Source organism: Mesorhizobium sp. M7A.F.Ca.US.005.03.2.1, assembly GCF_003997795.1.
GTDB lineage: Bacteria > Pseudomonadota > Alphaproteobacteria > Rhizobiales > Rhizobiaceae > Mesorhizobium > Mesorhizobium ciceri.
In genome coordinates this window covers 1-875 of record NZ_RZRP01001397.1, presented here as the reverse complement: position 1 = coordinate 875, position 875 = coordinate 1, and the positions used below count along the sequence as shown (strand labels likewise).

At 66.2% G+C, this 875-nt stretch carries 2 protein-coding genes; both read right to left on the bottom strand.

The window, feature by feature from the left end; all coding sequences use genetic code 11:
* Positions 1-437: WecB/TagA/CpsF family glycosyltransferase (locus EN991_RS38055; RefSeq protein ID WP_206519357.1), on the bottom strand; the 437-nt coding region annotated here is incomplete at its 3' end.
* Positions 434-875: glycosyltransferase (locus EN991_RS38050; RefSeq protein WP_127370622.1), on the bottom strand; the 442-nt coding region annotated here is incomplete at its 5' end. The genes EN991_RS38050 and EN991_RS38055, both read right to left, overlap by 4 nt.

Below are 875 nucleotides of genomic sequence, written 5' to 3'. Positions count from 1 at the left end.
TCATGGATCACCACGAACCGGTGCTGCACGGCCAGTGCCGCCAGCTTGACCGACGCCGCTTCGGCGTTGACGCGCGTCGCGCCGAGCAGCCCGACGGTCAGCGGCGTCGTCGAGGCCTGCAGGAAGGCCGGGACGAAATCGGTACCATTGAGATTGTCGGGAAACGGCGCCCCGTAGAGGAGCCTCGCCGCCAGATCGATGCCGATGCCGTCGGGCAGGATGAGGAAATCATCGAGTGCTTCGGCGAACACCGGGTCGGTATAGGCGATGTTGGCGTTGTGGGCGTTGAGGAAACTGACCTTGGTGAAGCGCCGCTCGGCAATCAACCGGTTCAGCAGGGCGATGGCATCGTTCCAGCGGACCGCAACCACCGGGATGCCAAGGATCGTCTTCAGCGTGTCGAGCCCGAAAGCGGCGCGGGCGGAATGCATGTTCATGCAAACGCCTCCTGCCTGAGAGGGGCGAGCTTTTCGAGGCCGAGCCGGATGGCAGCGTCGAGCGCCTTGACCTGCGAGCCCCGGAACGCGCTGCCGTCAACGTCGCGGATGTCGGCCGCCGCAGCCTCGAGCGCCCTGGCGAAGGCAACGGGATCGTCGGTGACGACGCAATTGGAAGGACGGTGGTCGATGCCGCGCAACGAACGGCTGGTGGCGACCGAAGGCAGGCCGAGCTCGAAGGTTTCGATGGTCTTCAACTGGACACCGCTGCCGGCGGTGCTGATCAGCGGGATGACGGCAGCACCGCGCACGAAAGCTTGCGCGTCGGGCACGCGGCCGACAAATTCGACACCCGGGTGCTTCGACGCGACGCCCGAAGGCATGTGGCCCGCAATGCGGATGCGGAAATCGGGCCGCAGATGCGGCACGACCTTGCCC